At 71.3% G+C, this 26,389-nt stretch carries 20 protein-coding genes and 1 pseudogene; 15 read left to right on the top strand and 6 right to left on the bottom strand.

Annotated features, from left to right (window positions below; translation table 11 throughout):
• The first annotated feature begins 144 nt into the window (after positions 1–144).
• The 3 genes from JEK78_RS04045 (at position 145) to JEK78_RS04035 (ending at position 2,511) form a co-directional block, all read left to right on the top strand.
• Entirely contained in the window at positions 145–750 is a 606-nt protein-coding gene (locus JEK78_RS04045) for a YdbC family protein (protein ID WP_200262727.1), read from the top strand.
• 188 nt (positions 751–938) lie between these two features.
• The gene (locus JEK78_RS04040) at positions 939–1,598 is read left to right on the top strand and encodes a histidine phosphatase family protein (protein ID WP_200262726.1); all 660 of its coding nucleotides are present in this window, start codon (positions 939–941) and stop codon (positions 1,596–1,598) included.
• Positions 1,599–1,605: 7 nt separating this feature from the next.
• Positions 1,606–2,511, top strand: a complete 906-nt coding sequence (locus tag JEK78_RS04035) for an ADP-ribosylglycohydrolase family protein (RefSeq protein ID WP_200262725.1) — start codon at positions 1,606–1,608, stop codon at positions 2,509–2,511.
• Positions 2,512–2,601: 90 nt separating this feature from the next.
• Here the strand turns inward: JEK78_RS04035 and JEK78_RS04030 are convergent, their stop codons facing one another.
• Entirely contained in the window at positions 2,602–3,279 is a 678-nt protein-coding gene (locus JEK78_RS04030; protein WP_200262724.1) for a class I SAM-dependent methyltransferase, read from the bottom strand.
• Between the two features lie 209 nt (positions 3,280–3,488).
• Here JEK78_RS04030 and JEK78_RS04025 point away from each other — a divergent pair, with 209 nt between their 5' ends.
• Both JEK78_RS04025 and JEK78_RS04020 read left to right on the top strand, forming a co-directional pair.
• Positions 3,489–4,190, top strand: a complete 702-nt coding sequence (locus JEK78_RS04025; RefSeq protein ID WP_200262723.1) for a ribonuclease HII — start codon at positions 3,489–3,491, stop codon at positions 4,188–4,190.
• 64 nt (positions 4,191–4,254) lie between these two features.
• On the top strand, positions 4,255–4,884 hold the full coding sequence (locus tag JEK78_RS04020; RefSeq protein WP_200262722.1) for a hypothetical protein: 630 nt from the start codon (positions 4,255–4,257) through the stop codon (positions 4,882–4,884).
• A gap of 238 nt (positions 4,885–5,122) precedes the next feature.
• On the opposite strand, the gene JEK78_RS04015 is transcribed toward JEK78_RS04020, so the two are convergent.
• The gene (locus JEK78_RS04015; RefSeq protein WP_200262721.1) at positions 5,123–5,725 is read right to left on the bottom strand and encodes a hypothetical protein; all 603 of its coding nucleotides are present in this window, start codon (positions 5,723–5,725) and stop codon (positions 5,123–5,125) included.
• A 342-nt stretch (positions 5,726–6,067) separates the two neighbouring features.
• Here JEK78_RS04015 and JEK78_RS04010 point away from each other — a divergent pair, with 342 nt between their 5' ends.
• Positions 6,068–8,224 (top strand): DEAD/DEAH box helicase, encoded by a 2,157-nt coding sequence (locus tag JEK78_RS04010; RefSeq protein ID WP_200262720.1) that lies wholly within the window; start codon positions 6,068–6,070, stop codon positions 8,222–8,224.
• Positions 8,225–8,365: 141 nt separating this feature from the next.
• Here the strand turns inward: JEK78_RS04010 and JEK78_RS04005 are convergent, their stop codons facing one another.
• Positions 8,366–8,740, bottom strand: coding sequence for a VOC family protein (locus JEK78_RS04005; protein ID WP_200262719.1), 375 nt, complete (start codon positions 8,738–8,740; stop codon positions 8,366–8,368).
• Between the two features lie 323 nt (positions 8,741–9,063).
• Here JEK78_RS04005 and JEK78_RS04000 point away from each other — a divergent pair, with 323 nt between their 5' ends.
• From JEK78_RS04000 to JEK78_RS03975, 6 genes are all read left to right on the top strand, one after another.
• Positions 9,064–10,623, top strand: coding sequence for a DUF4192 domain-containing protein (locus JEK78_RS04000; protein ID WP_200262718.1), 1,560 nt, complete (start codon positions 9,064–9,066; stop codon positions 10,621–10,623).
• A 347-nt stretch (positions 10,624–10,970) separates the two neighbouring features.
• The gene (locus JEK78_RS03995; protein ID WP_200262717.1) at positions 10,971–11,729 is read left to right on the top strand and encodes an NUDIX hydrolase; all 759 of its coding nucleotides are present in this window, start codon (positions 10,971–10,973) and stop codon (positions 11,727–11,729) included.
• Between the two features lie 98 nt (positions 11,730–11,827).
• Positions 11,828–13,834 (top strand): ABC transporter ATP-binding protein, encoded by a 2,007-nt coding sequence (locus JEK78_RS03990; RefSeq protein WP_200262716.1) that lies wholly within the window; start codon positions 11,828–11,830, stop codon positions 13,832–13,834.
• Between the two features lie 163 nt (positions 13,835–13,997).
• Positions 13,998–14,885, top strand: coding sequence for a FadR/GntR family transcriptional regulator (locus JEK78_RS03985; protein WP_200262715.1), 888 nt, complete (start codon positions 13,998–14,000; stop codon positions 14,883–14,885).
• Positions 14,886–15,315: 430 nt separating this feature from the next.
• Positions 15,316–16,851, top strand: a complete 1,536-nt coding sequence (locus JEK78_RS03980; protein ID WP_200262714.1) for an RNA polymerase sigma factor — start codon at positions 15,316–15,318, stop codon at positions 16,849–16,851.
• Positions 16,852–17,096: 245 nt separating this feature from the next.
• Positions 17,097–19,484, top strand: a complete 2,388-nt coding sequence (locus tag JEK78_RS03975) for an excinuclease ABC subunit UvrA (RefSeq protein WP_200262713.1) — start codon at positions 17,097–17,099, stop codon at positions 19,482–19,484.
• A 29-nt stretch (positions 19,485–19,513) separates the two neighbouring features.
• On the opposite strand, the pseudogene JEK78_RS23190 reads toward JEK78_RS03975, so the two are convergent.
• Positions 19,514–19,606, bottom strand: a pseudogene (locus tag JEK78_RS23190) (allophanate hydrolase subunit 1); the annotation flags it as partial.
• 89 nt (positions 19,607–19,695) lie between these two features.
• On the opposite strand from JEK78_RS23190, the gene JEK78_RS03970 reads away from it, so the two are divergent.
• On the top strand, positions 19,696–20,532 hold the full coding sequence (locus JEK78_RS03970; protein WP_200262712.1) for a serine protease: 837 nt from the start codon (positions 19,696–19,698) through the stop codon (positions 20,530–20,532).
• Positions 20,533–20,715: 183 nt separating this feature from the next.
• Here JEK78_RS03970 and JEK78_RS03965 read toward each other — a convergent pair whose 3' ends face one another.
• Positions 20,716–20,946, bottom strand: coding sequence for a hypothetical protein (locus JEK78_RS03965; RefSeq protein ID WP_200262711.1), 231 nt, complete (start codon positions 20,944–20,946; stop codon positions 20,716–20,718).
• A gap of 436 nt (positions 20,947–21,382) precedes the next feature.
• Between JEK78_RS03965 and JEK78_RS03960 the strand changes: the two genes are divergently transcribed.
• Positions 21,383–23,506, top strand: a complete 2,124-nt coding sequence (locus JEK78_RS03960; RefSeq protein WP_200262710.1) for a DNA topoisomerase IV subunit B — start codon at positions 21,383–21,385, stop codon at positions 23,504–23,506.
• 192 nt (positions 23,507–23,698) lie between these two features.
• Here the strand turns inward: JEK78_RS03960 and JEK78_RS03955 are convergent, their stop codons facing one another.
• Positions 23,699–24,946 carry a citrate synthase gene (locus JEK78_RS03955; RefSeq protein WP_200262709.1) on the bottom strand — a complete coding sequence of 416 codons (1,248 nt, stop codon included), beginning with the start codon at positions 24,944–24,946 and terminating at the stop codon, positions 23,699–23,701.
• A 109-nt stretch (positions 24,947–25,055) separates the two neighbouring features.
• Between JEK78_RS03955 and JEK78_RS03950 the strand changes: the two genes are divergently transcribed.
• On the top strand, positions 25,056–26,255 hold the full coding sequence (locus tag JEK78_RS03950) for a citrate synthase (RefSeq protein ID WP_200262708.1): 1,200 nt from the start codon (positions 25,056–25,058) through the stop codon (positions 26,253–26,255).
• Positions 26,256–26,389 lie beyond the last annotated feature (134 nt).

The following is a 26,389-nucleotide window of genomic DNA, read 5'->3' as shown; positions in this document are numbered from 1 at the left end:
TCGGGCCGTCCACCCCAACTGCGCGGAACCCACGTCTGATTGTCCATCCTGCCACGTTCGTCGGGCGGGGAGCCTCCGCTCGGGTCACCCGATCCGGGCCGGCCGTTCTGGACTTCGGGTCGGTCGGCGCGTCAACATGACGCGGTGCTGGTCAAGTGGACTCGCTGTGCCGTGGTGGACCGCCGCGGTTTCGAGCGGGGGCAGAGGAGATGGGCCGGGCTTCCCGGTGAGCCGGGATTTCGCGGGCAGGGGGGTGGCTGGAGCCGAGGAAGGCCGGACGTGGCCCATCTCTTCGCGTTCTGGGAGAGCCGGGCGTTCTACGACTCCTTCATGGCGCGCTCTCACAACCGTCTGGCCGCCTCCCAGACCGGCACGTTCCGGAGCGCGCGGACACACTTGTTCGATCACCGATTCGACGTCAAGACGGGCTTCGCGCCCTGCTTCGCCGACGTGGACGTGGTCCGCGTCGCCCTCTGCCGGGTCCGTCCGTCACGCGCAGAGCACTTCGTCCTGATGCAGGAGAAGATCTGGAACCCCGCCATGGCAGGGTCGCCCGGCATGGTCCGCGGTCTGTTCGGCGAAGCCCCGGGCCCCGAGTACCTGGTGCTCTCCATGTGGCGGTCCGCGGCGGAACACGGCAAGTACCGTGCGGAGCGCATCGAGAGGCTCGCCTTGCGGGCGCAGACGGAGGCGGACGTCGCGGACCTCGTTGGGGACATCGTCGAGTTGGAACCGTCCTGGACGGTGTGATCCGCGCGCCGCGCCGCCGCGGGCTCGGCCCGGAGCGGAGATCGGGAGAGTTCCGGGCCCCGGATCGGTCCGTCCCCGGCGTCCCTTCGATCGTCCGCGTCCGACGTGGCATCCCGGCGACTCGGGCCTCCTCGTGGCGCCGGTCCCTCGCGGGGAACGGTGTCCGCCGGAGCACTAGGGTGCTGACCATGGCACGACCACGGCGCATCGTTCTTGTCCGCCACGGCGAGTCGACGGGAAACGTCGACGACTCCGTGTACGAGAAGGTGCCCGACCACGCCCTGGGGCTCACCTCGCGGGGGCGCCGGCAGGCCGCCGCGGCGGGCGACGCGCTGCGCGAGACCTTCGGTTCGGAGCGGGTCAGCGTCTACGTCTCCCCCTACCGCAGGACCCACGAGACGCTGCGTGCCTTCCGGCTGGACCCGGACCTCATCCGGGTGCGCGAGGAGCCCCGCCTGCGCGAGCAGGACTGGGGAAACTGGCAGGACCGGGAGGAGGTCCGGGCGCAGAAGGCCTACCGGGACGCCTACGGGCACTTCTTCTACCGCTTCGCCCAGGGGGAATCGGGCGCCGACGTCTACGACCGGGTCGGCAACTTCCTGGAGAGCCTCTACCGCAGCTTCGAGGCGCCGGACCACCCCCCGAACGTACTCCTCGTCACCCACGGTCTGGCGATGCGACTCTTCTGCATGCGGTGGTTCCACTGGACCGTCGCCGAGTTCGAGTGCCTGTCCAATCCGGGGAACGGGGAGATGCGCATGCTCGTACTCGGCAAGGACGGTCGCTACACCCTCGACCGCCCCTTCGCGCGTTGGCGGGACCCGGAACCCTACGGAAGCGGCTGGTGAGGTGGCCATGACGGCGGAGTCCTCGGAAGAGCGCCTGGCGCGGGCCCTGGCCAGTCTGCGTGGCCTGTCGGTCGGTGACGCGCTGGGCGCCCAGTTCTTCGCTCCGGGGCGCCATCCGCTGATCAGGCGCCGTGAGCTGCCGCCGGGCCGATGGCGTTGGACCGACGACACCGAGACGGCGTGCTCGGTGGTCCTGGTCCTCGCCGGGCATCGGCGGATCGATCAGGACGCCTTGGTTCGCTCTCTCGTCGAGCGCCACGACTCCGATCGGGGATACGGCCGGGCGTCCGCCCGCCTCCTGCGGCTGGTGCGGGACGGGGGAGACTGGCGTGCGTCGGCAGCCGGACTCTTCGGTGGCCAGGGGTCCTGGGGCAGCGGCGCCGCGATGCGCGTCGCGCCGCTCGGCGCCTGGTACGCGGACGACCCCGAGCAGGCCACGCACCAGGCCGAGATCTCCGCCTACCCCACCCACCAGCACCGGGAGGCGGTGGTCGGGGCCATGGCCGTCGCCGCCGCCGCGTCGCTGGCCGCGGCAGCGGACGGCCCACGGGACGCCGAGACGCTGCTGGCCGGAGTGATCGAGCTGATCCCGGCCCGGAGCGCCGTGGGGGCGGGGCTCAGACGCGCTCGGGACATGCTCGACCACGGAGACGCCGACACCGTCGCGGCCGTCCTTGGCTCCGGACGGCGCACCGCGGCGCACGACACGGTTCCGTTCGCGCTCTGGTCGGCGGCGCGAGGGCTGAACGACTTCGCGGAGGGGTTCTGGACCACCGCGCGGGGTGGAGGAGACGTGGACACCACGTGCGCCATCGCGTGCGGAGTGATCGCCGCCGGGATCGGAGGCGCGCCCCCGGCCGAGTGGATCAGGCGAACGGAGCCGCTGCCCACCTGGGCGGCAACTCCGCCCTGACCTCCCGCGGGGCGACTCGATCGGGCGGCCGGGAAGGACGCCACCGCGCGCGGTGTGCCCCACGGGTCGGGCGCGCCCCGACTCCGAGGGCTATCGGCCGGGTCGTTCCGCCATGACCGCCACGCCCGGTCCGCTGTACTCGGTCGCGGGCAGTCGCAGTTCGGCCACCGGCCGCATACCGGCGCTCGTGATCATTTCGACGAGGCGCTCCGGCTGCCACAGGTGTGTCGTCCAGCGGACGGGCACACCTCCGTACGCCTCCGTGCGGAGAACGTCCTCGTCGCCCGCGTGCGTGGCGGTGAGGAAGGCGCCTCCGGGGACCAAGGCGCGCGCGAACCGGGAGAGGACGCCGGGGAGGAGGTCGCGGGGAAGGTTGAACAGAGACCACCACGCGAGGACGCCGCCGAGCGTGCCGGGGGCCGGGTCGAGGTCCGTGGCGGAGGCGACGCCGAATCGGCAGTGGGGATGAAGGCGGCGGGCGTTCTCGATCATGCGAGGCGAGAGATCGATCCCCGAGACGTCGAGGCCCAGCTCGGCGAGGTACGCGGTCGTCGTGCCCGGACCGCACCCGACGTCGAGCACCGGCCCGAGCCCTTCCACGGTGCCGGCGAAGGCGTCGATCGCCGCCCGGTGCCAGGGATGGGACCGAATGTCCCCGATCCCCGTGGAGGTCACCATGTGGGCGTAGCCGTCCGCCACGCGATCGTAGGAAGCGCGGACGACATCGAGATCCGTCGGGTGTCGGTGTTCGGTGGTGTCTTCGCTCATCGGCGAACGATGCTACGGGAAAGTCGACTTCGGATGGCGCAACCTCGTGGCCGCCCGCGAGGCCGGCCGTGACCTCGTCTCGACCGTCGACCGGGGCGGCGCGGTGGCGGGGCGCCGCGCGGGGTCTCCGCCGGAGGCGGTCCGCCGTGTCCGGGCGAGGGCGGGGTGGGTGTCGGAACGGGAACTGGGCGGCGTAGGCTGGCAGCGTCATGCCGTACGAACCACCCACCCACACCGTCGAGCGCTCTCTGCGCGCCACGACCGGAGCGAAGGTCGTCGCCGGGGTCGACGAGGTGGGGCGGGGCGCCTGGGCCGGACCGGTCACCGTCTGCGCGGCCGTCACCGGACTGCGCCGACCCCCCGAGGGGCTGACCGACTCCAAGCTGCTGACGGCCAAGCGCCGGACGCGACTCTCGGAGGAGCTTCGGACCTGGGTCGTCTCCTACTCCTTGGGGCACGCAGGACCGGACGAGATCGACGCCATGGGGATGACGGCCGCGCTGCGACTCGCGGCCGTGCGAGCGTTGGAGTCCCTTCCGGTGCTCCCGGACGCGGTCATCCTCGACGGCAAGCACGACTATCTGGGCGCGCCGTGGCGCGTCCGGACGGTGGTGAAGGGCGACCGGTCCTGTGTGGCCGTCGCCGCGGCCTCGGTGATCGCCAAGGTTCACCGCGACAAGACCATGGCCGACCTGGGGGTCGACCATGCAGACTTCGGTTTTGCGGACAACGCCGGGTATCCGTCCCCGGTGCACAAGGCCGCACTGGCGGAGCGGGGCCCGACCCCGCTTCACCGGTTGTCGTGGGCCTATCTCGACGCGCTGCCTCGCTGGCGGCACCTCAAGAAGGCTCGCGGCTGGACGGAGGGAAGCGTTCCGGGCATCGAAGGCCAGTTGGGTTTCGATTTCTGACGCTTCCACTCTCATGTATGTGCCATCCGTCAAAGCGGACGGCACCGAGACCTGACACCCACCCATGCCTCTCAGTCCCGAGGAGCCTCAGATTTACGAGAGTGCCCAGGGTTCCCACGCCACTTCGGCCGGCGGCCGTAGCGCGTCGAACCCTCGCCCCGTTCCCGGTCCCCGCCCCGCGGCTCCGCCGCGTCCCGGTCGCCCCGGCCAGCATCGGCCGGCGCCCCCGACGCAACGAACGCCCCGTGACGCGGCCCCCACTCCATCCAGACCCTCGGCCCCGATCGAGGGCCGTACCGCGGCCGAGCCGCGGCTCCAACTGATTCCCGCCTCCCCGGAGAGCGCTCTCGACGCCGCCGAGGAAGCGGTGGACCTCTTGCTCGAATCCGGGTACGGCCCTGGTGAGGTGCTGTTCCTGACCACCGGCGAACCGCACCCCTGGGCGGCTCACGAGCTGTCCTTCGGCGAGGCCTCCTACTGGTCCCAGCATGATGCCGGCGAGGACGTCTTCTACGCGGACGTCTCCGCGGCGGCGCGAGCGGCGGTCCGCCCCGTGGTGGTCGTCGCCCTCAACGGCGGTGCCGACGAGGTGGTGGCCACCGCGCCGTCGTCGGGTCGCGCTCGGGCGGGTGCCTTGTTGATCGTCTGCGGCGATCCGCGGCACGTCGACGCGACCTCCACCACGGGCGCCTGACCCGGCGTCGGGCTTCCGGCTCCTTCGGGGCGACCGGAGTGGCCGTGTGAGGACCGGCGCGGCGGTGTTCCCGGCGTCCCGTCCGGGTCGCTCCCACGAGGAGGGGAGCGACCCCAGGGGGCGGACACGCGCCTCGTCGACGGCCCGGACCGGTCACCCGTCGGCGGACCCCCGCACCGAGGCCTCGGGGTGGCGGCGCACGCGGGTCGAGGCGGGCCCAGGCGCGCCGGAGCCCGGGTCAGCCGGCGACGGCTCGGGGTAGAACGCCCTCTCCGGCTACGTCTCCTGGTGTCCCCTCGGGGCCCGACGAGGCCGACGTCGTCGCGGACGCCGTGTGGGGGCGCCGACCGGCTCGGTCCTCGCCGAGGACTCGCCATCCCTCGTCGGTGAGCGTGATGTACGCCCCACAGCGCAGGCCGTGCAGTGTGCAGGCGTCGCGGAGCCCCCACATCCACGCGCCGTCCTCCACGGTCCAACGCGGTTCGCCGGGACGGCAGTGGAGCAGGACCGCGGTGCGGACCGGGGTGCGGCGGCGCAGGTCGTGGGGGATCACCCGGCGGAGCTGTGCGAGAAGGGCGTTGCGGTGCATCCAGCCGTCCGCGAGGGGCGAGCGGCTGCGGAACGAGGCACTCGCGCGCAGCCGTTCCTCGTGGTCGAGGACCGCCACGACGACGGTGGCGGGTCGAGGGAAATGACGGGAGTACAGTCCGCTGACGACGTCCCTCGGGCTTCGAAGGAGGGGGATGCCGGCGGCCGTCCACTCCGCCGGTTCGAGAACACGAGTGGCGGACCCCGCCCCAGGGGACGACGCCGCCCTCGACGGAGCGAATCCGAAGGTCACGTCCCTCCCTTCGGCTGCACGCCCGGACAGCGGGCGGTTCGGATGCGTGGGAGCGCGCCCCGCGGCGAAGCCCTTCCGGACCACGGCCGAGCCGCGCGGGGAGCGGACTCCGATTCTTCCTGCCGAAGGCAGATGCGGCAACGGGCAATCGGGGCGGCCGACCGATATCCGACGATGCGTGCCCTATCTTCCGCCTTCGGATTCCGGTGTCGTCCCGCCGGTCCCGCCGGTCGCGGCGTCGGCCCGCTTTTCCCTCACGCTCGACCCGGTTCCCGGGGCCGTGCTCCTCCGTGTCGCGCCCCCGGATGGCCGACGGACGCGGCCATCGGGTTGCATGGTTCCATGGACAATCAGCGGTTGCGTGCCGAAGCCGACGCCGTCCTCGCCGAACTCGTGGGGAGCCCCGGGGGCTCCGCGCGCCTGAGGGACGACCAGTGGCGGGCGGTGTCGGCCCTGGTCCGGGACCGTCGGCGTGCCCTGGTGGTGCAGCGCACAGGGTGGGGCAAGTCGGCGGTCTACTTCGTCGCCACCGTGTTGCTGCGGCGTCGTGGCGCGGGACCCAGCGTCATCGTCTCGCCGTTGCTCGCGTTGATGCGGAACCAGGTGGAGGCGGCGCGGCGGGCCGGCATCCGCGCGCGCACCATCAACTCCGCGAATCCGGAGGAATGGGGTGAGATCCACGAGGAGATCGAGCGGGGCGACGCGGACGTTCTCCTGGTCAGTCCGGAGAGGCTCAACTCCGTCGGCTTCCGCGAGCGCGTGCTCCCCGAACTGGCGGCCACGACCGGTCTGCTCGTCGTCGACGAGGCGCACTGCGTGTCCGACTGGGGGCACGACTTCCGGCCCGACTACCGCAGGTTGCGCGCGATGCTCTCCGAGTTGGCACCCGACGTGCCCGTGCTCGCCACGACCGCGACCGCCAACGCCCGCGTCACCGCGGACGTGGCCGAGCAACTGGGCACCGGGGAGCGAGAGACGCTGGTGCTTCGGGGCCCGCTGGAGCGCGAGAGTCTGCGGCTGGGGGTGGTCGGCCTGCCGGACGCGGCCCACCGGCTCGCCTGGCTCGCCGAGCACCTGGGGACTCTGCCGGGCTCGGGGATCGTGTACACGCTCACGGTGGCGGCGGCCGAGGAGACGACGACCTTCCTGCGGCAACGTGGTTTCGAGGTGGCCTCCTACACCGGGCGAACCGAGAACGCCGATCGGCTGCGGGCCGAGATCGACCTGCTGGGCAACCGCGTGAAAGCCCTGGTCGCCACCTCGGCGTTGGGCATGGGCTTCGACAAGCCGGACCTGGGCTTCGTGGTCCATCTCGGAGCACCGTCCTCGCCGATCGCCTACTACCAGCAGATCGGGCGTGCGGGGCGCGGCGTCGACCACGCCGACGTACTGCTGTTGCCGGGCAAGGAGGACGAGGCGATCTGGCGGTACTTCGCGGACACCGCCTTCCCTCCGGAGAGCCAGGTCCGACAGACCTTGTCGGTTCTCGCGGAGGCCGGACGACCGTTGTCCGTACCGGCGCTGGAGGCCTCGGTGGACATGCGACGCGCACGGCTGGAGACGATGTTGAAGGTGTTGGACGTCGACGGCGCGGTGCGGCGGGTGAAGGGCGGTTGGGCGGCCACGGGAGTGGACTGGGTGTACGACGCGGAGCGGTACGCCCGGGTCGCTCGACGGCGTGCGGCCGAACAGCGGGCCATGCTCGACTACGCGACCACGTCCGGGTGCCGGATGGAGTTCCTGCGTCGGCAGTTGGACGACGAGGGCGCCGTGCCGTGCGGGCGCTGCGACAACTGTGTGGGGCGATGGGTCGACGCGTCGGTCTCCCGGTCCGCCCTCGAGGGGGCGGAGAGCGAGCTGGACCGGCCGGGGGTGGAGGTCGAACCACGCCGCATGTGGCCGACGGGGATGGCCGCCTTGGGGCTCGACCTCAAGGGGAGGATCCCGCCGACGGAGCGCTGCTCTCCCGGCCGGGCCTTGGGGAGGCTTTCGGACATCGGCTGGGGGAACAGGTTGCGCCCGCTGCTCGCGGAGAACGCGGCGGATCATGCCGTCCCCGAGGACGTTCTGCGCGCTGCCGTGGCGGTGCTGGCCGATTGGGCCCGTTCTCCGGGTGGTTGGGCGTCGCCGGCCGAAGGGGCGTCCGGGCGCCCGGTGGGGGTGGTCGCCGTGCCGTCGCGGACCCGGCCGACGCTGGTCGACTCCCTGGCCCGGGGGATCGCCGACACCGGGCGGCTGCCCTTCCTGGGCACGCTGAGTCACGAGCGGGCCGGATCCGCCGGTGGTAGGCGAAGCAACTCCGCCCAACGGCTGAGGGAGCTCTCCGACGCCTTCGCCCTGCCGGACGACGTGACCGAGACGCTGCGACGCTCCACGGGGCCCGTGCTGCTGGTCGACGACTACACGGACTCGGGGTGGACCCTCGCGGTCGCCGCCCGTCTGCTGCGTCGAGCGGGGTGCGAACGCGTCCTGCCCCTGGTGCTCGCCACGGTGGGGTGAGGCCCGCGCGCGGAAGGGACCGAGCCGGCGGGCCGGGGGCGTGAACACCGGGCCGCCGCCTTCGGTCGGTGCCGCTCACGAGACGGCCGGTGCCCGGCCTTCGATCGACCGGCCGGGCACCGGTGAGAGCGGGCCCGGGTCCTACAGGTAGGACCCGGTGATCAGCTCGATCGCGTGACCGGCGGGGTCCTTGAAGTACACGCCCCGGCCGCCATGGCCGTGATTGATCTCGCCGGGTCGCCGCATCTGGGGGTCGGCCCAGTGCTCGATGCCGCGGTCGAGGAGCCACCGGTGGGCGCGATCGAAGTGCTCGTCGTCGAGCGCGAAGGCGTAGTGCTGCATCTGGATCTCCACCGGCGGCTCGGCGAACTGCAACAGTACGCCGTCGGGGAGCTGGATGTTCGTGAAGGGCCCCCAGGAGGGAGCCTCCGGGACCTCCAGCAGGTCTTGGAAGAATCGTGCCGAGACGTGACGATCCTCGGCGGCGATGATGGTGTGATCGAACGTGGCTGTCACTCGGCTGACCTCGTCGTCTTGCAGAGGGAACGGGAATCTCGCCTGCACGAGCGCAGGGAGGTCCACGTGCCGAGGCGGGGGCGAGCGCCAAGGGCCCCCGGAGGCCGCTCAGTCGCCCACCGGGTGGCCGATCCGTGTGTGGCGGTGAGCCGGTCCGGTGTTCACGTCCAGGACTGTACCCGGGGGCGCGGTGGGGGGGCAACGGCGTCGTGGCCTCGAAGGAGTGGAGCCGTGCCGTCGGTGCGAACCGGCGCGTGACGTGCACCTGATTGGAGTTGTCCACAGGCCAACCGGAGGCTCGCATTCCGCGAGATCGTCGTTCCATGACGAACGAGAACGGCACGACGGGATCACCGGAAGGCGACGGCGTCGCGGGTCGTGGCGAGTCCGGCTCGCCGCCGCCGAGCCACGAGGCCGACGGTCGACCAAGGGTCACACTGCGAACGGCCGGCGAACTCGCCGACGCCTTGCCCTATCTGCTGGGCTATCGCCCCGAGAACAGCATCGTCCTGGTCGCCGTCCGGGACGTCGATGGTCGGGGCCGGCTCGGAGGCAGGGCGCGGATGGGGATCCCGGAGGACGAGGGTGACTGGCCGTTCGCTGCCCGGCAGGTGGCACACGGACTGATCCTCGGTGCCGAGCGGCGCGGTGCCCGGCCGGAGAGGATGGTGGCCTACGTGTGTCGAGAGCCGGCCGGGGAGAGGTCGGGGGCCCGGGTGATGGAGCGACTGCGACCACTGGCCCAGTCGCTCCGCGTCGAGTGCGGCGCCCTCGACGTGCCCGTCGTGGAGGCGCTGTGCATCTCGGCAGGCCGCTTCTGGTCATACTGCTGCGACGACCACGGCTGCTGTCCGGCCGAGGGCACACCGTTGCGGCTGCCGGGCACCTCGGTCCTCGCCGCCGCCGCGACCTACGCCGGCCTGCCGCGGCCCGGCTCCCTGAGCGACCTGCACGCGCGCCTGCGCCCCTGGGAGAGTGGCGACCTCGCCGGGCAGGAGGCCGCTCTCGACGCGGCGGGTCCCGAACTCCTCCCCAGGATTCTCGACGAGCGGGGCCGCGAGGAGGTGGCCCATCGGACTCTGCGTCTGGCCCGACGTGTCATGCGCCGACTGGCCGGGGTGGTTCCAGGCCCGGGGACGGCCGCCGCCGACCGGCGGGACGACTCCTTGATCGGACACGAAGAGGCCGCGGCGCTGTTGCTCGGCCTGCAGGACCGCACGACCCGCGACCGCGCGGCGGCGTGGATGGAGGGAGCGGACGCCGCCCCCGCGCTTCGGATGTGGCGGGCGCTGGCCCGGCGCTGCGTCGGCACCTACGGCGAGTACGCCGCCGCTCCGCTCACCCTCGCCGGATGGGTGGCGTGGTCGGCAGGCGACGAACTCGAGGCCCGGGAGGCTCTGGCCATGGCGTTGGGAGCGGATGCGGACTACCTCTTCGCCCGACTGCTCCACCAGGCCTGCGACGAGGGTTTCGATCCCGAGTCGATCCGTCGGTGTCTGCGGGCCGAGCGCTTCGGGGGCGTCGCGGTGGAGCGGGAGGAAGCGGCCGGTGAACTCCCGGCCGCCGCGTCCGTCGAACCGACAGGGGCGGCGGCCACTTCGAGTCCCCCGGCCAACCCGGCACGCGGTTCTCGGACCGGCGCGAGAGCGAGGGCCGGTGGCGGCCGTCGCTCCGTGGCTCGGGGCCGGGGAGTCTCCGGCGAAGTGGCCACGCGCCGCGGAAACGCGGCCGGCAGGCGACCGGCGGACACGCGTCCGCCCGGTCGCGGGCAAGCCTGTCGTCCCGGGTCGCGTCGCGCGGCCCCCGAGGCCCGCGACGACGCGCCCCGGCGAGAGGAGAGGGACCCCGGTGGGGAGTCGGGCCCCGGCACCGACGAACGGTAGGAGCGGCGGGGGGCCGGGCGGCCCGAGTCGTGGGGAAGGGGCAGGAGGGGTGGGGAGGGGCCCTGGGGAGACCGCTCCTCCCCGCCGCCCGGCCCGGGCATCGCGGCGGCTTCGGCGTTCGCACGAGGCGCGAGGGTGCGCGAGCCGGACCGGGGCGGGACGTTCCGACTCGCGCACCGGCAAGTCCGCCCCGGGCGGCGTCCGCATCCGTCGACGGCCACGTTCCGCGGCGCACGCGTTGGGCCCCACGCGGGTGCGGGACGCCGCTCGCGAGCCCGCCGGGAACGGCCCCCCGCAGGGACGGAGAACGACGTGTTTATCGTCAGGAAGACGACTATCATCGTCGTATGCCCTACGACCCGTCTGCCCATCCGCCCTTCGCTGTGACCGTGGATCTGGTCGTGCTGACCGTGCGTCGTCATTCGCTGTGTGTCCTGGCCGTGCGCCGAGGAGAACCCCCCTTCCAGTGGCGCTGGGCCCTTCCCGGGGGCTTCGTCCGTGCCGATGAGGACCTGGCCCAGGCCGCGGCACGCGAACTGGCCGAGGAGACCGGGCTGCGAGTCCACGATCCGGGCGAACCCGCGCGCGTCGACGGTGCCCATCTGGAGCAACTCGCCACGTACGGCGACCCCGACCGAGACCCGAGGATGCGCGTGGTCAGCGTCGCCCACCTGGCGCTGGCGCCGGACCTCCCCGCGCCCAGGGCGGGGGGCGACGCGAACACGGTCAGGTGGGCACCGGTCGAGGAGTTGCTGGGCCGGGTCGGGGAGGGCCGTGTCGCCGAGGCGGCGGCTCCGCTGGCCTTCGATCACGATCTGATCCTGGCCGACGGTGTGGAGCGGGCCCGCTCGAAGATCGAGTACTCGTCTCTGGCCACGGCGTTCTGCCCCGCCGAGTTCACTGTCGGCGAGTTGCGTCGGGTCTACGAGGCCGTGTGGGGCGTGACGCTCGACCCGCGCAACTTCCACCGCAAGGTGACCGGCACACCCGGCTTTCTGGTACCCACCGGCGGCACCACGACTCGACAGGGCGGTCGACCGGCCCAGCTCTTCCGCGCCGGTGGCGCCACGCTTCTGAATCCGCCCATGCTCCGCCCCGAGGTCTGACATCCCGTGCCCGCGGAAGGCGAGTGGGGCGCGATACCTGAACGCCCAAGAGTGCGCGTTTCGCGTCAAAAGGTGCGTATCGCGCTATCTTGCTTCGGGTGATCCAGGCATTCGGACTGACCAGCGCCCCTCGTCGAGGACTCCCACTCGCCCTCGACGACGTCTCGTTCGAGGCCTCGGGAGGGCGCGTCACGACCCTGCTCGGGACGCCGGGCTCCGGCAAGACGACAGCCCTCCGCCTCATGCTCGGGCTGCAACGGGGCAGAGGCGTCACGTACTTCAGAGGCCGACCGCTGCACCGCATCGCGTACCCGGCGCGCGAAGTGGGTGTCCTGCTCGGTGACGTGCGGGGAAACCCGGGGCGGACGCTCCGCGATCACCTGGCCATGGTCTGCGCGGCCGCCGGGGTACAGGTCGGTCGAGCCGACGAGGTGTTGGAGACGGTCGGTCTGAGCGAGATGCGTGGCGAGCGACTCGGCACGCTCTCCCCGGGAATGGAACGCCGTTTCGGCTTGGCCGTCGCGTTGTCGACGGACCCGCACACCCTCGTGCTCGACGATCCGACCGGGCGTCTGGCCGGAGTGGACAGCCGTCCGATGCTCGACACCGTACGTGCCTACGCCTCCCAGGGTGGCACCGTGCTCTGGGCCACCACCGACGCCGAGGTGGCCGCTCGGATCGCCGACCGAGTCGTCACGCTGGACAAGGGAAGGGTCGTCGCCGACCAGGGAGTCGGCGAGTTCGCCCGGACGCGTCTCCGACCGCGTGTGGTCGTGCGCAGCCCACAGGCCGCTCGGCTCGCCGCCGTCCTCGCGCGGCAGGCCCGGGCCGAGCGCCGACCGGTGGAGGTCGTCCCCGACGGAGGCAACCGCCTGACCGTGTTCGGGGGTTCCTGCGCCGAGATCGGCGAGGCGGCCTTCCGAAGCGGAATCCCCGTCCACCGACTGGCCGACGAGACCGGGGACATGGGAGCGCCCGGCGATGGCGGTGCGCCGGGCCTCGACCACGCGGCCGGCGACCGGCCCTACGAGGCGAGCCCCGTCGCGAGTGCGATGTCGCCTGTCGCCGGTGGCACCGTACCCGCGGCCCTCGGTGGCGGTCGGATGCGTCGTGTCGAGGACACTCCCGACGAACCGACCTCGGATCGCGACCCCGGCCGACCGCCGGGCGAAGCAGCGCTCCTCCCGGCGCCTCCCGGTGACACGTCCCCGCACCGCGGCGCCTCCGGCCCGACCTCGGCTTCCTCCGCCTCGGGCAGAACCGGCGCCCGCCCGGGACGGGCCGGCTTGGGCCCGGCGCCCCGAGTCCGGACGCACGGTTCTCGGGCGAGGACCGTGCCGGGTCCCCAGCGTCCGTTCCGCTACGAACTTCGGCGCGCGACCCACCTGGCAACCGCCGTGCGAGTGGGGGCCGTGGTGGTCTGTGCGTCGATGGTGTCGGCCGCGGTGCTCGCCCACGTGGGACACGCGCCACCGGCGCGGGTGCTGGCCGCGTGGCCGGGGGCCTTCCCTCTCCCGCCGGCCGCCCTGGGGGCCGCCCTGCTCGGCGCGCTCGCCTCCGGGGAGGAGTTCCGGTATCCGGTCCTGACGCTGGACCGGTGCGCGGTTCCGCAGCGGTTCGGGCTGTTGGCCGCCAAGCTCCTCCTGGTCGGCGCCATGGCGGCGGTCCTGGCCGCCGTTGTCGTGCTCGCCGATGTCGCGGCCCTCCTCCTCGTGCCCGGCCGTTCGGCGAGTGAGGTGCCCGCGGACTGGGCGGCCCAGGTCGGCGGTTGGGTGGGGCTGATCGTGGGGTGTTCCTGGTTGGGGGTGCTGGGGGCCGGGCTCTTCCGGTCCACCGCGGCCGGGCTCGCCGCGGCGGTGGCCGTTCCCGTCGTCGTCGCCCCGCTCCTCGGCCGGTTGCGCGACGGCGTCCCGGTGACCGCGGCCGCGGGTCCCCCCGTTCGGGCCGGTGAGGCGGTGTCGCCGGGGTGGCTCTCCGAAGGGTGGCCCTCGTGGGCGGCTTTCTCGCGGCTGGTGGGGCAACCCCTGGACTCGGCAGTGGTGTTGTCGCTTCTCGTGCTGCTCGGTGGCTGTCTGCTGATCTGGCTGAGGGGTCGTGCGCGTTGAAGGCGGTCGGTGTCCCGGGCCTCCGAAGCTGTGCGCAACTCCCCCGGTCGAAGCCCATTTCTTTCCGATAAGGCGTCAATTGGGGCGGGGCGAGCGATCACCCTTTCGTGTGCTTTTCACCAAAGCGCTCAAGGGAGTTGGGCAGGTCGCCGACAAAGAACGCGTGAGTACCCTTGCGCACACGATGATGACCACCGCCCGCTCCGCCGACCCCGGGGTCGCGAGTCCCGGCGAACGCGACCGCCGCCCCTACGCAGACGGGCCCACCGTCGATCGCCCCGGCCCTCCCGCGTGGGACGGCGGTGAGCCCGAGTTGGGGCGGGTGAGTCGGCGCGCCGCCGGGAGCCGGGGGCGAGGGCTTCACGGGCAACTCGTCCAGCAACTCGGCCAGATGATCGTCTCCGGCGATCTGGGAGCCGACCGTCCGCTGGTCCCCGAGGAAATCGGCCAGCGTTTCGAGGTCTCGCGCACCGTCGTCCGCGAGTCGTTGCGCGTCCTGGAAGCGAAGGGCCTCGTCAGCGCCCGCCCGAACGTCGGCACGAGGGTGCGTCCCGTCAGCGACTGGAACCTCCTCGACCCGGACATCATCGAGTGGCGCGCGTTCGGACCGCAGCGTGACGACCAGCGTCGCGAGCTCGGCGAACTGCGCTGGACGATCGAACCGCTCGCCGCGCGGCTCGCCGCCGGCCACGGTCGAGAGGACGTCCAGCAGCGTCTGTCCGAGATGGTCCAGATCATGGGACACGCGGCCGGGCAGGGTGACGCCCTCACCTTCTCGCGGGCGGACGCCGAGTTCCACATGCTCCTCATCCAGGTCGCCGGGAATCGCATGCTGGACCACCTGTCGGGCATCGTCTCCGCCGCGCTTCAGGTCTCAGGGGGGCCGGTCACGGGCTGTGACCGCCTGAACGAGGCGACGCTGTCGCAGCACGGTCTGATCGTCGACGCGCTGTCCGCGGGTGACGGTGCGGCGGCCGAGTCCGCCATGCGGCAGCTGCTCACGGTGCAGCCCGAGTCTGATCGGGTCGTCCCCGCGCCTCGCGAGCACTGATCTGTCGCCGCCCGCCCGGGAGGGTGGCCGCCCGGGGCGGGACGGCGTGGATGGCGGGCCCTCGCGTCCCTGGCCTGTCGGGTCCCGCGTCGCGGTGGCGCCACGGGATCCGGCGCTCACCCGCGGGGGTGGTGAGCGCCGGATTCCCGGGTTCGGCGGGAGGATCGTCATTGACTCGGAGTGCTCCTTTTCGACCCGCTTGCCGGTATTTCGAGTGTGACTCGGGCCACGCGGATCGGGCGTAACGCTCGCGGGAGCAGCGCGATGACCTAAGAGGTGACAGTCGAGGAGGGAAGGCGGACGTCGAGCGACGGCGTCGTGCCCCTCCCCGGCCCCGCCCGCGCCGTCGACCCGATCCGAAGTCGACGGTCGGCTCCCGTCCGCCCGGACGGTGCCGGAAGCCGCTTTCCAACGTTCCGAGAGGTTGTTCGTGTCGGCCAGCACATCCCGTACGCTCCCGCCGGAGATCGCCGAGTCCGTCTCTGTCATGGCGCTCATCGAACGGGGAAAGGCTGAGGGGCAGATCGCCGGCGACGACGTGCGCCGGGCCTTCGAAGCCGACCAGATTCCGGCCACTCAGTGGAAGAACGTACTGCGCAGCCTCAACCAGATCCTCGAGGAAGAGGGTGTGACGCTGATGGTCAGTGCCGCAGAACCCAAGCGCACCCGCAAGAGCGTCGCGGCGAAGTCCCCCGCCAAGCGGACGGCGACCAAGGCGGTCGCCGCCAAGGCCGCGGCGGGCCGGAAGGCCTCCGCGAGCACCGCCCGGACGGAGGCCTCCGCATCGGAGGGAGCCGCCGCGGAGGAGTCTCCCGCGCCGAAGAAGGCCGCGGCGAAGAAGACCACCGCGAAGAAGGCCGCGGCGAAGAAGACCACCGCGAAGAAGGCGACCGCCAAGAAGGCCGCCACGAAGAAGGACGACGGCGAGGTCCTCGAGGACGAGGCGTTGGAGGAGGGCAAGGCTCCGGAGGAGCCCGAAGGCACCGAGAGTGCCGGTTTCGTCCTTTCCGACGACGACGAGGACGACGCCCCCGCCCAACAGGTCGCCGCGGCCGGCGCCACGGCGGACCCGGTCAAGGACTACCTCAAGCAGATCGGCAAGGTACCCCTGCTCAACGCCGAGCAGGAGGTCGAGCTCGCGAAGCGCATCGAAGCGGGACTGTTCGCCGAGGACAAGCTGGCCAACGCCGACAAGCTCGCACCGAAGCTGAAGCGCGAGTTGGAGATCATCGCCGAGGACGGCCGCAGGGCCAAGAACCACCTGCTGGAGGCGAACCTCCGTCTCGTGGTCTCGCTGGCCAAGCGCTACACCGGTCGCGGCATGCTCTTCCTCGATCTGATCCAGGAAGGCAACCTCGGTCTGATCCGTGCGGTGGAGAAGTTCGACTACACCAAGGGCTACAAGTTCTCCACGTACGCCACCTGGTGGATCCGGCAGGCGATCACCCGCGCGATGGCCGACCAGGCCCGCACCATCCGCATCCCGGTGCACATGGTGGAGGTCATCAACAAGCTCGCGCGTGTGCAGCGCCAGATGCTCCAAGACCTGGGGCGGGAGCCGACCCCCGAGGAACTGGCCAAGGAACTCGACATGACCCCGGAGAAGGTCATCGAGGTCCAGAAGTACGGTCGCGAGCCCATCTCGCTTCACACCCCTCTCGGCGAGGACGGCGACAGCGAGTTCGGCGACCTCATCGAGGACTCCGAGGCCGTGGTACCGGCGGACGCGGTGAGCTTCACCTTGTTGCAGGAGCAGTTGCACTCGGTCCTGGACACGCTCTCGGAGCGAGAGGCGGGCGTGGTCTCGATGCGATTCGGTCTGACCGACGGGCAGCCGAAGACTCTGGACGAGATCGGCAAGGTCTACGGGGTCACCCGCGAGCGCATCCGACAGATCGAGTCCAAGACGATGTCCAAGCTGCGCCACCCGTCGCGGTCGCAGGTCCTGCGCGACTACCTCGACTGAGCCGACCGTTCACTCCGTGCCTCGATCCCTCGGATCGGGGCACGGAGTCGTTTCGCGGCCGGGTCGGAGTTCGGGGCGGGGCCGCGCGAACGGGCGCCCCGGGTGTCATCCGGTCGGGTCCCGGTCCGTTGTCGGTACCGGCTACTAGCGTCGAAGTCGAGGGTACGGAAGCCCGACCGACGCCTGCGGCCGGTGCCGCCCCCGTCGGAAGGGTCACGCTACGACGGAAATAGGCGGAAGCGAACATGGCGACGCACAAGCCAACTGAATCCACCGGAACCCATCCCGCCGACGCACACGACCTGATCCGGGTCCACGGCGCGCGCGAGAACAACCTCAAGGGCGTCAGCGTCGACCTCCCGAAGCGCAGATTGACCGTCTTCACCGGAGTCTCGGGTTCGGGCAAGAGTTCGCTGGTGTTCGAGACGATCGCGGCGGAGTCCCAGCGGCTGATCAACGAGACCTACAGCGCCTTCGCGCAGGGGTTCATGCCCACCCCCGGGCGACCGGAGGTCGACGTCCTGGACGGCCTGACGACCGCCATCATCGTCGACCAACAGCGCATGGGCGGCGATCCGCGCTCCACGGTGGGCACGGCCACGGACGTCAACGCCATGCTGCGCATCCTGTTCAGCAGACTGGGCGAGCCGCGTATCGGCCCCCCGGGGGCGTTCTCGTTCAACGTGGCCTCGGTGTCGGCGAGCGGCGGACTGACGGTCGACAAGGGAGCCGACAGGACGAGGACCGAGAAGGTGACGTTCAGTCGGACCGGCGGCATGTGCACGCACTGCGAGGGCCGCGGCACGATCTCGGAGATCGATCTCACCGAACTCTACGACGAGTCCAAGTCGCTCAACGAGGATCCCTTCACCATCCCGACCTACACCGGGGACGGGTGGGTGGTGCGCGTGATCCGGGAGTCCGGCCTCTTCGATCCGGACAAGCCCATCCGTGACTTCACCGCGAGGGAACGGCACGACTTCCTGTACAGAGAGCCTGTCAAGGTGAGTGTCCAGGGGGTCAAACTCACCTATGAGGGGCTCGTCCCGAAGATCCGCAAGTCGTTCCTGTCGAAGGACCGCGGATCCATGCGGCCGCACATCCGGGCCTTCGTCGACCGGGCTGTGGCCTTCACCGAGTGCTCCGCCTGCGGGGGCACGCGGCTCAGCGCTCCTGCGCGGTCCTCCCGGATCGCCGGGACGAGCATCGCCGACGCCTGCGCGATGGAGATCCGTGACCTGGCCGAGTGGGTCAAGGGGCTGCGGGAGCCGTCCGTCGGGCCGCTTCTGGCGAAGCTCGGGCACACGCTCGACTCCTTCACCGACATCGGGCTCGGGTACCTCTCCCTGGACCGTTCCTCGGGCACCCTCTCCGGTGGCGAGGCACAGCGAACCAAGATGATCCGCCATCTGGGGTCCTCGCTCACGGATGTCACCTATGTCTTCGACGAGCCCACGGTCGGCCTGCATCCTCACGACGTCCGGCGGATGAACGACGTCCTGCTCCGACTGCGGGACAAGGGCAACACCGTGCTCGTGGTGGAGCACAAGCCGGAATCGATCCTGATCGCCGACCACGTGGTCGATCTCGGTCCCGGGGCCGGGGCGGACGGCGGTGTCGTCTGCTTCGAGGGCTCCGTGGAGGAGCTTCGCCGGAGCGACACCGTGACGGGCAGACATCTCGACGATCGCGCCGCGCTGAAGGAGAAGGTGCGGGAGGCAACGGGAGTGCTCCGTGTCCGTGGGGCGACACGGAACAACCTGCGCGGCGTCGACGTCGACATCCCACTCGGCGTCCTCACCGTCGTCACGGGCGTCGCCGGTTCGGGCAAGAGCTCCCTCGTGCACGGCTCGCTGCCGCCCGAGGCGGGTGTGGTCGCGGTCGATCAGACCCCCATCCGGGGGTCCCGCCGCAGCAATCCGGCCACGTACACCGGCCTTCTCGACGCGATTCGCAAGGCGTTCGCGAAGGCCAACGGTGTGAGCCCGTCGCTGTTCAGCCCCAACTCGGACGGCGCCTGCCCCGTCTGCCAGGGTTCGGGAGTGCTGTACACGGATCTGGCGATGATGGCCGGTGTCGCCGTTCCCTGCGAGGAATGCGAGGGGAGGCGCTTTCAGGCGCGCGTGTTGGAGTATCGGCTCGGAGGGCGGGACATCGGTCAGGTGCTGGCGATGTCCGTCGGGGAGGCGCGGGCGTTCTTCTCCACGAAGGCGGCGCGCGTGCCGGCCGCCCAGCGGATCCTGGGTCGGCTCGTCGAGGTGGGCCTCGGGTACCTGGCCCTCGGCCAGCCGCTCACCACCCTGTCCGGCGGTGAGCGGCAGCGGTTGAAGCTGGCCGTTCACATGGCGGAGAGGGGCGGGATCCATGTCCTGGACGAGCCGACCAGTGGCCTGCACCTCGCCGACGTGGCACATCTGCTCGACCTCCTTGACCGACTCGTCGACGCGGGGAAGTCGGTGATCGTCGTGGAGCACCACCAGGCGGTCATGGCGCACGCCGACTGGATCATCGACGTCGGCCCCGGCGCCGGACACGACGGCGGGAGGATCGTCTTCGAGGGGACGCCCGCGGATCTCGTCGCGGCCCGCTCCACCCTCACCGGCGAACACCTCGCGGAGTATGTGGGCGGCTGAGCTCGGCGATGCCGGGCGCGGGGGGCGTCGTCGGTCGCCGCGTGGACGCGCGCCACCTCCTCCACGCCAACGCCCCAGAGGTCCGCGACGCGCCGCAGGTCGGCTCCGGTGTAGCGCGCCGGGCTCGACCGCCGAGCCGCGCCGGGGTGCGAGGTGTGACGGCCGGCATCACTCTGGGTGCTCAGTCGTCACCCTTCAGTGAGGAGTGGGTATGCGTCACGCTGCTGTCCGGGCGGTTGCCCGGACGCTGGTCCTGCTCGCCTTCGGGGCGGTCCTTCCGTCGGCCGCCGCCGCTCCGGCGGCGGCCGACCGGCAGATCCTGGGAGGCTTCGCCGTCGACGCGGCCGATGTCCCCTGGGCGGTCGCCCTCGCCAGCCGTGACCGATTCGGGGGTACCCGGTCGGGGCAGTTCTGCGGGGGCGTCGCCGTCGGACGGACCACTGTCCTCACGGCCGCCCACTGTCTGGGGGAGGAGGTTCTCGGGACGCCCGCGGACCCTGTGCGCGATCTCCGGGTGGTGGTGGGGCGCACGGACCTGGGTGCCGTCGGACAGGGACGCGAGATTCCCGTCCGCGGTGTCTGGGTCAACCCGGACCACGATCGCGGCAGCAACTCCGGGGACTTCGCCGTGGTCACGCTGTCGCGGAAGCTGCCGGCCGGGTCCACCATAGCGATGGCTCCCGAGGGTGATCCGGCGTACGCACCCGGGCAGAGTGCCGTGGTCTTCGGCTGGGGGGACACCTCGGGGAGGGGTGACTACGCGGGCACCCTACGTGGTGCCTCTGTCCATGTGCTCCCCGATCGCCGCTGCTCCGCCGCCTATCCGGGCCTCGCCGGAGGCAGGTACAGGCCCGAGACCATGCTCTGCGCGGGGGAGGAGACGGGTGGGCGCGATGCCTGCCAGGGAGACAGCGGAGGGCCCCTGGTGGCCCGAGGCAAGCTGATCGGTCTGGTCTCGTTCGGGAGTGGTTGCGGACGACCGGACAGCCCCGGCGTCTACACGCGAGTGTCGGCCGTACTCAAGGCCCTGGGGTGGGATACGCCCTGATCGTGCGACGCGGCGCACGGAAGCCGATCGAGGGCCCTCGGGCGTGCTCTCCCCGGAGCTCGACAGGGGGCCGTGGGTCGTTGTGTGGCCACGACGCACGCGAGACGGGCGGCCCCCCCAGCGGGGAGGCCGCCCGTCTCGTCGGCTCGTGTCGGACGACTGGTCGAGGGAACGGGGGTCGGATCAGCGCTCTTCTTCGGAGGCCGAGGCCGGAACGGAGGTGAGTCGCTCGGTCTCGTCCTGTATCTCGGCGGCGATCTTCTTGAGTTCCGGCTCGAACTTGCGACCGTGGTGGGCGCAGAAGAGCAGCTCTCCGCCGTTGAGCAGGACGACGCGCAGGTAGGCCTGGGCGCCGCAGCGGTCGCAGCGGTCTGCGGCCGTCAGCGGGCTCGCGGAAGTCAGAACAGTAGTCACGTCGCCTCTTCTCTAGCTCGACGAGCTGTCGTACCAGGGTCAACATCCAACCAGCCTCGAAACGTTCCCGCTCGTGGCTTCTCCTTGAAAAAATCTCCGAGGGGGCTGGCTGCTGCCGGTTGGCGGCGAATGTGCCGTATCACGAGTCTGTGTCGTACGGGTTCGCGCTGTCGGTGGTGTCGGGTCCTCCGGCCGGATTGCCGGTTTGTTCATGAGGACGTGCCCGGAGCCTAAATGGTTCATGCCTCGAAGGGAACGTGATGTGTGCTTCACCCCCTCGGGGGATCGAACGTGTATGCGACGTGCCCTAGGGTGGCAACCCCGTCCAGGGTGGCGTGAGAACCGCCCCACCAGGACCTGGGTACCCTCTGAGCGGCGAACGACGCCGTGCCCTCCCCCGCAGGGCCCATCGGAAATTCAGCGAGGAGCGAACCGCGTGACCGCCGATTCGACCGTGCCGTCCACCGCCCTGCTGGCAGGAGCAGACCGGGACGGCTCCAACTACACCGCGCGGCACCTCCTCGTACTGGAGGGACTGGAGGCCGTCCGCAAGCGCCCGGGGATGTACATCGGCTCGACCGACAGTCGAGGACTGATGCACTGCCTCTGGGAGATCATCGACAACTCCGTCGACGAGGCCCTGGGAGGGCACTGCGAGCGGATCGAGGTCGTCCTGCACGACGACGGCTCGGTCGAGGTGCGCGACGACGGCCGGGGCATCCCCGTCGACGTCGAACCGAAGACCGGTCTCTCCGGTGTCGAGGTGGTCATGACCAAGCTCCACGCCGGAGGCAAGTTCGGGGGTGGCTCGTACGCCGCCTCGGGCGGACTGCACGGGGTGGGCGCCTCCGTGGTGAACGCGCTCTCCGCGCGCCTGGACATCGAGGTCGACAGAGGGGGCCATACCCACGCGATCAGCTTCCGCCGGGGCGTGCCCGGAGCCTTCGCCGGGGCCGGATCGGAGGGTCGGTTCGAGGCCGGGGGCGGCCTGCGCAAGGTGAGGAAGGTCCCGAAGGCGCGTACGGGCACTCGTGTGCGGTACTGGGCGGATCGGCAGATCTTCCTGAAGGACGCCCGGCTCTCCCTGGAGACGCTGCACCAGCGGGCGCGCCAGACGGCCTTCCTGGTGCCGGGGCTGACCATCGTCGTGCGCGACGAGTTCGGGCTCGGCCAGGGGGGAAGCAAGGGTGAGGAGTCCTTCCGCTTCGACGGGGGCATCAGCGAGTTCTGCGAGTACCTCGCCGCCGATCGGGCCATCTGCGACGTCCTCCGTCTCGGTGGCCGGGGGAGCTTCAAGGAGACCGTCCCGGTCCTGGACGAACACGGCCAGATGACCCCGACCGAGGTCACCCGCGACCTGGGAGTGGACGTCGCCCTGCGATGGGGCACCGGCTACGACACCACGGTGCGCTCCTTCGTCAACATCATCGCCACCCCCAAGGGCGGTACCCACGTCGCCGGTTTCGAGCAGGCCGTGACCAAGACGCTCAACGAGGTGCTGCGCGGCAAGAAGCTGCTCCGGGTCGCCGAGGACGACATCGTCAAGGACGACGCTCTGGAGGGCCTCACGGCCGTGGTCACCGTCAGGTTGGCCGAGCCGCAGTTCGAGGGGCAGACCAAGGAGGTCCTCGGTACCTCGGCGGCGCGTCGCATCGTCAACCAGGTGATCGCCAAGGAACTCAAGGCGTTCCTGGTCTCGACCAAGCGCGACGCGGCCCAACAGGCGCGTGCCGTCCTGGAGAAGGCCGTCGCGGCGGCCCGCACGCGAATCGCCGCCCGGCAGCACAAGGACGCGCAGCGCCGCAAGACCGCGTTGGAGTCCTCCTCGCTGCCGGCCAAGCTCGCCGACTGCCGCAGCGACGAGGTGGACCGCAGCGAGTTGTTCATCGTCGAGGGAGACTCGGCGCTCGGCACGGCCAAGCTCGCCCGAAACTCGGAGTTCCAGGCGTTGCTCCCGATTCGAGGGAAGATCCTCAACGTTCAGAAGTCCTCGGTGACCGACATGCTGAAGAACGCCGAGTGCGGCGCGATCATCCAGGTCATAGGGGCGGGGTCGGGCCGGACCTTCGACATCGACACCGCCAGGTACGGCAAGATCATCATGATGACGGACGCCGACGTCGACGGGTCCCACATCCGGACGCTGCTGCTCACGCTCTTCCACCGCTACATGCGTCCCATGGTGGAGGCGGGGCGCGTCTTCGCAGCGGTGCCGCCCCTGCACCGGGTGGAGGTCACCCAGCCCAAGAAGGGTCAGGACAAGTACGTCTACACCTACTCGGACCGCGAACTGCGCGACAAGCTGACCGATTTCCGAAGCAGGGGAGTCCGCTACAAGGACTCCATCCAGCGGTACAAGGGCCTCGGAGAGATGGACGCGGACCAACTGGCGGAGACGACCATGGACCCTCGTCGGCGCACCCTGCGACGGATCAACCTCACCGATCTGGATTCGGCTGAGCGGGTCTTCGATCTTCTCATGGGCAACGACGTCGCGCCCCGCAAGGAATTCATCTCCGGTTCGGCCGCCACGCTCGACCGTTCCCGCATCGACGCCTGACGCGATCCGCCCCGGCTTTCGGGCAGGGAGAGACGGGGGCGTCGCTCTGGGACACAAGCCCGGTCGCCCATTGTCGTTCGGGCCGTCCGGGCAAGGGCGGGGGAGCGGACCGACCGGGGCATCGGGCGCTCCGCACGACGAGGGCCGATGCCCGCTGGAGCCTCGTCGGTCGCGCTTCGCGACCGGTCGTCCTCAGTGCCGGGGAGGCGGCCCCACGTAGAGGCCCGAGGGTCGCAGGGGCAGCGGTGGCTCCTGGTACTCCTCCAGCGCGTGTGCGACCCATCCGGCCGTGCGCGCCACGGCGAAGATCGTTTCGCCTGCCGACGCCGGCATGCCGGTCGCGGTGCACAGAGCCGCGAGCGCGAGATCCACGTTGGCGTGCAGAGGGGCATGGCGTGCCGCTCCCGTCGTGATCTCGCGTGCGGCGGCGAGCGCCGGTTCCGCGCCGGGCACGTCTTCCAAGAGGGCGAAGAGGGCCCGTGCTCGCGGGTCTTCCCCGGCGTAGAGGCTGTGCCCCAGCCCCGGGATCCGACGGCCCGCCCGTAGCTCCTGCGCGATCACGGGAGCGGCGTTCCCTCGCGCGAGCACTTCCTGGAGCAGCCGGTGAGCCTCCCCGCAGGCGGCGCCGTGCAGGGGACCCTCGATCACCCCGAGTCCGGCCGACACGGCGGCGTAGACGTGGGCTCGCGCGGACGCGGCCACGCGCACCGCGCGTGTCGAGGCCGCGAGATCGTGGTCGGCCAGGAGTCCGAGTGCCGCGTCCAACGCGCGCAGGGAGGCGTCGTCCGCCGTGCGTTCGGCGAGTCTGGACCAGAGACGGTCGGCCAGGGGGCCCTTGTCCACCCGGTGTCCGTGCCGTGCGGCGGGCAGCGCGGTCACCATGGTGGGGATGAGGACCCGGGCCGAGGCCAGCACCGCCTCTTTCGAGAGGTCGAAGCGCAAGGGGTCCGTCGCGGCGGTGGCGACGGCGGCCACGCGGAGATGGTCCGTGGGGCCGGCGTGCTCGGGCAGGGCCTCCACCGAGCGTCGGGCCGCGAGGAGACTCGCCTCCGTCGCGGCGAATCCCGTACCCGCCCCGGTCGTCCCCGTCCAGAGCCACTCGGCCACCTCCTCGTAGCCGTGACGACTCACCAGCTCGACGGCGTCGATGCCCCGGTAGTAGAGCCGCCCCTCGGTGATCAGGGTGATTTCGGTGCGTACCCGTGTCTGGTCGTCGGGCCGAGCGGTCGTGGTCGTCGACCTGGGGCGCCGTGCCAGAGCGCGGACTTCCGCCGGGTCGAAGGTGCTTCCCCGGCCGTCCGGTGACCTCCTGCTGTCGAGTCGGCCGCGGCTGACGTAGGCGTAGACCGTTGCCGGCTTGACGCCGAGCAGGTCGGCCGCTTCCCGCGTGGTGAGCCGCCGCTCTCCCGGGGCGGGTGAGTCGGCCTCTGTGTCGTCCATGCGCGCCACGCTAGCGACTCCGTTCCGTCAAGGGTGTCTATGTTGACTAAATCAATATTGACAGATGAGAGTGCATGCTGGACATTCGAATCAAGTCAAGGAGGACGTCATGTCGAACACGCATCCCGCGCATGGTCCGATCGAGGCGCCCCCGGGCCTCGCGGGCGTCGTCGTCACCCACACCGCGCTGGGGGACGTGCGCGGGAGAGAGGGCTTCTATCACTACCGCCAGTACTCCGCCGTCGAACTCGCGTCGCGCCTCGGCTTCGAGGACGTCTGGCACCTGATGTTCCACGGCGAGTTGCCGGAGGAGGCGCGACGGGACGCCTTCCTCGCCCACACCGCCGGACTGCGGCGGTTGCCCGAACGGGTGAGTGCCGCCCTCCCGGCCCTGGCGGCGGTGGGTGGACCGGCCGCTTCCGGCCCCCTGGCCGGTCTCGGTGCCGCGCTCGGCCTCCTCGGAACCGCGCGGGGTTTCCGCCCCGTCTACGACATCGATCCGGGACAGCGCCTGGCCGACGCCGAATCGGCGGTCGCCGCCGTGCCCACGCTGCTCACCGCCCTGTACCGGTTGAGCCGCGGTCTCGACCCGGTGGAGCCCCGCACGGATCTGACCCACACGGCCAACTACCTGTACATGCTGACCGGCTCCGAGCCCGACCCGGCACGGGTCAGAGCCGTCGAGCAGTACTTGATATCCACGATGGACCACGGCTTCAACGCGTCCACCTTCACCGCACGAGTGGTCGCCTCGACCGGGGCGGATGTCTCCGCGGCCCTGGTCGGCGCGGTGGGAGCCCTGTCGGGCCCGCTGCACGGCGGCGCGCCCAGCCGCGCCCTGGACGCGCTCGACGCCATCGGAAGTGTGGACGGGATCGACGAGTGGGTCCGGGCACGCGTCCTCGCGGGGGACCGCGTCATGGGCTTCGGTCACCCGGTCTACCGCACCGAGGACCCTCGGTCGCGCCTGCTCCGCGATGTGGCGCTGAGGTTGGGAGGACCTCTGGTGGAGTTCGCCGTCGAGGTCGAACGGAGGGTGGACGACATCCTGGCAGAGCTCAAGCCGGGCCGGGAACTGCACGCCAACGTGGAGTTCTACGCGGGCGTGGTGATGGAGCGATGCGGACTGCCACGGGAGATGTTCACGCCGACCTTCGCCGTGGCGCGCGCGGTCGGCTGGAGCGCCAACATCCTGGAGCAGGCCGCCGACCCGAAGATCATTCGTCCGGCGGCTCGGTACGTTGGACCCCCGGCCCCCGCGCCTCTGCCGGTTCGGGCGGCCGAGCGGGAGACCGCCCGGCGTGTCTGACCGGCCGGCCCGCCCGACGAGCCGCGGAGTGGGCCGGTCCCGGGCACCCGAGACCGTGTCCGCTCCGCCCGTATCCTGGTTCTGTCGCCGTCCCGTCCGGGCGGAGCCCAGCCGTCCCGGGGCAAGGGGGACAC

Origin of the sequence: Streptomyces sp. HSG2, assembly GCF_016598575.1 — a bacterium.
Taxonomy (GTDB): Bacteria; Actinomycetota; Actinomycetes; order Streptomycetales; family Streptomycetaceae; genus Streptomyces.
The sequence above is the reverse complement of the archived record's forward strand: the minus strand, read 5'-3'. Positions and strand labels throughout refer to the sequence as shown.